The sequence below is a fragment of the Promicromonospora citrea genome, from assembly GCF_013004695.1.
Classification (GTDB): domain Bacteria; phylum Actinomycetota; class Actinomycetes; order Actinomycetales; family Cellulomonadaceae; genus Promicromonospora; species Promicromonospora citrea.
Genome location: NZ_JABEMG010000061.1, coordinates 21,282 through 28,215 on the forward strand (window position 1 = coordinate 21,282; position 6,934 = coordinate 28,215).

Annotated in this window: 7 protein-coding genes; 5 read left to right on the forward strand and 2 right to left on the reverse strand. The window is 72.2% G+C overall.

The annotated features are described in order from the left end of the window. From HLB15_RS13015 to HLB15_RS13025, 3 genes are all read left to right on the forward strand, one after another. Positions 1 to 1,278 (forward strand): arginine deiminase, encoded by a 1,278-nt coding sequence (locus HLB15_RS13015; RefSeq protein ID WP_171106196.1) that lies wholly within the window; start codon positions 1 to 3, stop codon positions 1,276 to 1,278. Between the two features lie 48 nt (positions 1,279 to 1,326). Continuing rightward, a complete protein-coding gene (locus HLB15_RS13020) occupies positions 1,327 to 2,205 on the forward strand; it encodes an ion transporter (protein ID WP_171106197.1) in 879 nt (292 codons plus the stop codon). A 391-nt stretch (positions 2,206 to 2,596) separates the two neighbouring features. Further along, on the forward strand, positions 2,597 to 3,067 hold the full coding sequence (locus HLB15_RS13025; RefSeq protein WP_171106198.1) for an HNH endonuclease: 471 nt from the start codon (positions 2,597 to 2,599) through the stop codon (positions 3,065 to 3,067). 115 nt (positions 3,068 to 3,182) lie between these two features. On the opposite strand, the gene HLB15_RS13030 is transcribed toward HLB15_RS13025, so the two are convergent. Continuing rightward, entirely contained in the window at positions 3,183 to 4,247 is a 1,065-nt protein-coding gene (locus HLB15_RS13030) for an LLM class flavin-dependent oxidoreductase (protein ID WP_171106199.1), read from the reverse strand. 116 nt (positions 4,248 to 4,363) lie between these two features. Here HLB15_RS13030 and HLB15_RS13035 point away from each other — a divergent pair, with 116 nt between their 5' ends. Beyond that, on the forward strand, positions 4,364 to 4,816 hold the full coding sequence (locus tag HLB15_RS13035; RefSeq protein ID WP_229785730.1) for a GNAT family N-acetyltransferase: 453 nt from the start codon (positions 4,364 to 4,366) through the stop codon (positions 4,814 to 4,816). Between the two features lie 135 nt (positions 4,817 to 4,951). Then, entirely contained in the window at positions 4,952 to 5,773 is an 822-nt protein-coding gene (locus HLB15_RS13040; protein WP_229785729.1) for a metal-dependent hydrolase, read from the forward strand. A 46-nt stretch (positions 5,774 to 5,819) separates the two neighbouring features. Here the strand turns inward: HLB15_RS13040 and HLB15_RS13045 are convergent. Next, on the reverse strand, positions 5,820 to 6,934 hold a 1,115-nt coding region (locus HLB15_RS13045; protein ID WP_171106202.1), incomplete at its 5' end, for an AAA family ATPase.

The following is a 6,934-nucleotide window of genomic DNA, read 5'->3' on the forward strand; positions in this document are numbered from 1 at the left end:
ATGAACACCATCGACATCACACCGCCCCCTGCCGGCACACCCTCGTCGGCCTACGGCGTGCACTCCGAGGTCGGCCGCCTGCGCAAGGTCCTGGTCTGCGCGCCGGGCCTGGCGCACCAGCGCCTGACGCCGACGAACTCCGCCGACCTGCTGTTCGACGACGTCCTGTGGGTCGAGCGCGCCCAGCAGGACCACGCCGAGTTCGTCACCGAGCTGCGCAGCCGCGACGTCGACGTCGTCGAGCTGCACGCCCTGCTCGCCGAGACGCTGCGCGTGCCCGGTGCACGCGACTGGCTGCTCGACCGCAAGATCGTGCCCGAGATCGTGGGCAACGGGCTCGTGGAGGCCACGCGGGAGTACCTGGAGTCGCTGCCGGAGCACGAGCTCGCGCGCTACCTGATCGGCGGCCTCGCCGTCGCGGACGTGCCGGAGCTGCCGCCGGGTTTCCGCGCCCTGGCCGACCTCAGCCCCGACACGCGCGAGTACCTCATGCCACCGTTGCCGAACACCCTCTTCACGCGCGACACCACGTGCTGGGTCTACGGCGGTCTGACGCTCAACCCGCTGTACTGGCCCGCGCGGCGTGACGAGACGCTGCTCATGAAGGCGATCTACACGTTCCACCCCGACTACCTGGGCAGCCGCGTGTGGTGGGGCGACCCGGAGACGAGCCACGGCGAGGCGACGTTCGAGGGCGGCGACATCATGCCGATCGGCAACGGCACCGTGCTCATGGGCATGAGCGAACGGACGTCGCGGCAGGCGATCACCGAGGTCGCCGCCTCGCTGTTCGCCGCGGGCGCGGCCGAGCAGGTCGTCGTGGCGGGCATGCCGCGCCTGCGCGCCGCCATGCACCTGGACACGGTCATGACCTTCGTCGACGTCGACACCGTCACCGTCTACCCGCGCATCGTCGACCGCGTGCACCCGTTCGTCCTGCGGCCCGACGACGGGCCCATCGGCGTGTCCGTGACGGACGCGGGCGGGTCCTCGTTCCTCGACGTCGTGGGCCGCGTCTCCGGCCTGGGTGAGCTGCGGGTCATCGAGACCGGCGGCGACGTCTACGAGTCGGAACGGCAGCAGTGGGACAGCGGCAACAACTCGGTCGCCGTCGAGCCCGGCGTCGTGTTCACGTACGACCGCAACACCACGACCAACGACCTGCTGCGCAAGGCCGGCATCGAGGTCATCGAGATCGCCGGGGGCGAGCTCGGGCGCGGCCGCGGCGGCGGCCACTGCATGACCTGCCCGATCATCCGCGAGCCCGTCACCTGGTAACGGGCAGTTACCCTGCATTCCGGACAATCACCCTGAAAGGAGTCCGGAATGCCGGTCGGTGGCGGAACGATTCGAGCGCGGCTGCGCGTCCTGGTGGAGCACATCCTGTTCCAGCGCGTGGTGCTCGGCGTGATCATCGCCAACGCCGTCGTGCTCGGCCTGGAGACGTCGATCGTCGACGGCCCGGTCGACGACGTGCTCCAGGTCGTCGACGACGTGATGCTGTGGTTCTTCGTCACCGAGATCGCCCTGCGGCTCACCGCCCACGGGTTCCGGTTCTTCCGGGACCCGTGGAGCGTGTTCGACCTGCTCGTGGTCGGCATCGCGCTGATCCCCGCGACCGGCCCCCTGTCGGTGCTGCGCGCCCTGCGGGTGCTGCGCGTGCTGCGCCTCGCCGACTCGGTGCCCGCGATGAAGCGGGTCGTGAACGGTCTGGTCGCGGCCGTCCCGGGCATGGGCTCGGTGGGCGCGCTGCTCGTGCTCGTCATGTACGTGTCGGTGGTCGTCGCGACCAACCTCTACGGGGGCATCGCCGAGGAGCACTTCGGCGACCTGGGGACGACGGCGTTCACCCTGTTCCAGGTGATGACCGGCGAGGCGTGGCCCGACATCGCGGCGGACGTCATGGCGGTCGAGCCGTCGGCCTGGATCTTCTTCGTCGTGTTCATCCTCGTGGTGTCGTTCGCGGTGCTCAACCTGTTCATCGCCGTCGTGGTGAGCGGCATGGAGAGCATCGACGACCTCGCCGAGCACGAGGAGAAGAACGACGCCGAGGTGATGGACGAGCTGCGCGCGATCCGCGCCCAGCTCGTCGCGCTCCAGGCCGAGCTCGCGGCGTCCCGGACGGCCGGGGGCGACACGCCCGGGGAGGCCGCCACGCCGGACGACTTGGCGCAACCTTGGGTTGCAGTTCCGGAAAAGCCATAGACGAGGCCAAGTCCTCGTTGTACCTTTCTTCACACACGGACTCGCGCCGTGGGGGTACGGACGTGTGTCCGGGCCCGGCCGTACCTGGCCGACCGATCCAGCCGAACGAGAACGGGAAGGACGCGATCCACGATGGTCCGCACCAGCGTCGCGCTCCAGGCCTCCGGCCTGAGCAAGGTCAGTGCTGCCACCGCGTCGTCCTACCCGACCACCGCAACGCACCTGTGGGACGGCCGCGAGGCCATCCGGGGCGCCATACGCTCCTGATCCGGCACGGCAGTGCCGGACCAGTGAACGTGAGCCGCCTCGGGACAGCTGTTCCCGGGCGGCTCTTGTCGTCCCGGGGAGAAAGACGTACGAGAACGAGACGCACACCGGAAGGAGCAGGCCCGTGGCCGACGTCCTTGTCCTCAATGCCGGCTACGAGCCGCTGCACCGCGTATCGGTCCGGCACGCCATCCACATGCTCGTGCGTGAGGTCGCGGTCGTGGAGGAGGCGGTCGACGGCCGCTCCTTCGGGCCGTTCCCCTTACCGCGCGTGCTGCGCCTGGTCCGGTACGTGACGATGCGGTGGCTCTACAAGGCGGGCGGCGCGCCCGCGTGCACCAAGCTGGGCGTCAAGCGGCGCGACGGCGAGTGCGCGTACTGCGGCGGGCCGGCCGAGACGGTCGACCACATCCTGCCCCGCTCGCGCGGCGGGCCCTCGACGTGGATGAACCTCGTCGCCGCCTGCTACGAGTGCAACTCCCGCAAGGCGGACCGCACCCCCGCCGAGGCCGGCATGGTGCTGCGCGTGACGCCCCACGTGCCACGGGCCGACCACGCCCGCGCCCTGCGCTACCGCGCGGTCCGCGCGGCGTAGGTCCCGGCGGCGGCCGGCACGGCGGTCCGCTTCGAGAACTACCTGGGGTACCGGATCTGGCCGGATCCGGTACCCCAGGTCGTTCTCGAGGCGGACCGCGGTGCCGGCCGCCGGGTCAGCGGTGGGTCAGCGCGTCCACCAGGAGCTCCAGGGTCTGGGTGCGGCCCGGGGTGGCGGTCAGCGGCTCGTCGGCCCGGGATCCGGCCACCGGCACGAGCATGACCTCCTCGACGCCGTACCGGTCGGCGAGGTCGCGGACCTGTGCCGCCACCTGCTCGCCGTCGCCGATGAGCCAGCGGGCGCGCATCGCCTCGATGGTCTGGGCGACCAGGCCGTCGGCAGGCTCGGCGGCGGTGGCGCGCAGCGCCTCCTCGACGGTCTCGAGCGGGCCCAGCGGCTGCCCGGAGCGCAGGCGCGCCATCTGCCGCAGCTGCGGCAGCGCGCGGTCGTGCGCCTCGTCCGCCGTCGGCGCCACCACGGCGTTGGCGGTGACGAACGTGCGCGGCTCGGGGTGCGCCTCCGACGGCTGGTAGCCGTCCCGGTACAGGCGCAGGATCTGCTCCATGCCCTGCCCGGAGAAGTGGTTGGCGAACACGTACGGCAGGCCGAGCTCCGCGGCCAGCCGGGCGGAGTAGTCGCTCGAGCCCAGCAGCCAGACGGTCGGCGTGCCCTCGGCGGCAGGCGTCGCGTGCACGTCGTAGACGTCGCCGGTCACCAGGCGCAGTCGGGCGCCGTCCGGCCCCATGAGGCTCAGGATGTCGGTGACGTGCTGCGGGAAGCGGTCGACGTCCGCCGTCGGGCCGGTGGCGCGCAGCAGCGACGTGACCACCGGGTCGCTGCCCGGGGCGCGGCCGATGCCGAGGTCGATGCGGCCCGGCGCCATCGCCTCGAGCGCCGCGAACTGCTCCGCGACCACGAGCGGCGCGTGGTTGGGCAGCATCACGCCGCCCGACCCCACCCGGATGCGCGAGGTCCGCGCGGCAGCAGCCGCGATCATGACGGGCGGCGACGACGCGGCGACCGCCGCCATGTTGTGGTGCTCGGCGAACCAGTAGCGCTCGAGGCCGAGGCGGTCGGCGAGCGCCACGAGGTCGAGGCTGGCGGCGAGCGCCTGGGCGCTGGTCTGGCCCGAGCGGACGGGCACGAGGTCAAGGACGGACAGGCGTGGCTGGGTGTTCATCGCCTGCGTCAACCGTCCGGGGCCCCGGGGTGTTCCCCCGTTATCACCTCCGGGGTCGCTCCGGTATCGCGCCGGGTCGTGGCGCCGACCCCTGTTCGCCTGACATGATCGCGGACGTGTCTGCTCATGTGCGCCCCGCGGCCGACGAGGACGTCGACGCCGTGGTCGACCTGTTCCGCCAGTACCTGAGGTTCTACGACCAGGAGGTGCCCGATGCCGAGGCGCGCGCCTACCTGACGGCCCGCAGGGACGGGGGCGACAGCGTGCTGCTGGTCGCCGAGTCGGACGGCGCCCTGGTGGGCTTCGCCCAGAGCTATCCCACGTGGTCGTCGGTGAGCCTGAGCCGTTCGTGGGTGCTCAACGACCTGTTCGTGACGCCGGCGGCGCGCGGGACGGGGGCGGCGCGGGCGCTGGTGCAGGACATGTGCCGGCGCGCGAAGGAGGACGGCGCGATCCGGGTGTCGCTGGCCACGGCGTGGGACAACGTCGCGGCGCAGGGCCTGTACGAGTCCGAGGGGTTCGTGCGCGAGCAGCACTTCCACCACTACATCTACGTCACGGGCGCCTGAGCTCCCGGTCCCGGTGACGGCGCGGGGCGCCTGCGCCGCCGTGTCGGTGACGCACGTTAGGGTGCCGGGGACAAACCAGGTCAGAACTCACAAATCAATCGGGGCATCCCGGGAACTGGAGCGCACACCACCATGATGGGAGGCAACCACGCCGCGACGGGCGCAGCGGCCTGGGTCGCTGTCACCGCGTCGACGCCGATCGCCTTCGGCTGGTACCCGGGGGTGTCCAACGCGGGCGTGATCGTGGGCTCGCTCGTGTGCGCGGGCGCGGCCCTGCTGCCCGACGCCGACCATCACTCCGGCACCATCGCCAACTCGCTCAAGCCCGTCTCCAACGCGGTCGCGCGCGCGGTGGGCAAGCTCTCCGGCGGTCACCGCAAGGGGACCCACTCCATCCTCGGCGTCGCCGTGTTCACCGCCATCGCGTGGCTGCTCAGCTTCCTCACGCTGGACACCGGTGACGGCCTGTTCGGGGCGATCCTGATCGGCCCGGGCATCATGTGCGTGCTGCTGGTCTCGTACGCGCTCAAGGCGCTCAAGATCACGCGAGACACCAAGCTCCTGCCGTGGACGACGTCGATCACGCTGGCCGTGCTCATCGCGGTCTTCGCGCCCGAGGAGTGGTACTGGATGCCGTTCAGCGTGGCGCTCGGCTGCACCGTGCACATCCTGGGCGACATGATCACGACCAACGGCGTGCCCCTGCTGTGGCCCCTGAAGTTCCGCTCCCCGCGCTGGATGCGGGACGGCCGCGGCCTCGAGCTCGACATGATCTGGCGTTCGGGCGGCAACATCTCGATCCCGATCCTCGGCGACGCCGGGTCGGTCCGCGAGTGGATCTTCCTCGTCCCCGTGTCGCTGTACGCGATCGTCGGGATCGTCTGGGCGTTCCTCGACCAGATGGGCTACGACACCATGGCGGTCTGGAACCAGGTCGTCGGCCTGTTCGGGGCCTGAGCCCCCGGCCCCCGGCCGGCCCGACGGCGGGCCGGCCGGGGCCGCGTCACAGGCCGCCGGCCACCGCGGCGCCCGCCGAGAGCCACGCCCTGCGGGTGTCGGGGCGCAGGGCGCCGTAGCGCAGGTGGCCGTCGACCATCGCGGGGTCGAACGGGATGGTCACGACGGCGCGCGCCAGCGACCGGTAGCCGTCCGCGACGCGCTCGAGCTCGCCGGCCGGCTCCTTCTGGTCCGCCTGGCTGACGACGACGACCGCCTGCTGCGCGAGGTACGCCGACCGGCCGTCGCGCGTCGCGAGCGCCTCCAGCAGCAGCGCGCCCGCCTCGGCGTGGTCGTCGCGGGTCGTGGTCGCGACCACGAGCTGGTCGGTGTGGTCGATCATGCGCTGCCACATGGGGTCGGACTCGTCGTTGCCGGAGTCGATGAGGATCATCCGGTAGTACTTCGACAGCACCGCGTGGATGGCGTCGACGTCCTGCGGCTCGATGCGCTGCTCGTTCGCCATCGCGATCGGCTTGGACCGCAGCACGTCGAACCGGTCCCGCGTCTGGTGGTGCACGTACCGCGCGAGGTCGGCGGCCTGCGCCGAGGGCCCGAGCAGGCGGTCGGTCTGCGGCAGCAGGTCCAGCAGCGTGGACTCGTGCGGACCCTGCTCGGTCCGCCAGCCGAGCGTGCCACGGGTCTGGTTGTTGTCCCACGTGACGACGCCCGCGCCCCCGTAGTGCGCGAACACGGCGGCGAGCAGCACCGTGGAAGGCGTCTTGCCCGCCCCGCCCTTGCCGTTGACCATCGAGATGGTGCGGGGTCCGGGCCAGTGCTGGCTCACGGCGCGCTCGTCGGCGCGCTCGGCGCGCTCGTCCTCGCTCGGGCCGACGCGCAGGCCCACCTTGGTGAGCAGCCCGCGGAAGCCGCGCGTCGCGGGCTCCTCGTCCTGCTGGTGCGTGAGGAAGGACTCGCGCACCTCGCGCCGCGAGCGCGGCGTCTCGCTCCCCCGCCCCTCCGACGACGGCGCGGCGTCGCTGCCCGGGCCGGCCGCGGGGCCGGCCGACGGGACGCTGTCGACGGGGCCGGGCACCGCGTCGAGCGGGCCCGACGGGACGTCGGCGCGGGTGTCGGCGTAGGGGGCCGTGCGAGCGTGGGTCTCCGGGTCGGCCGGGAGGC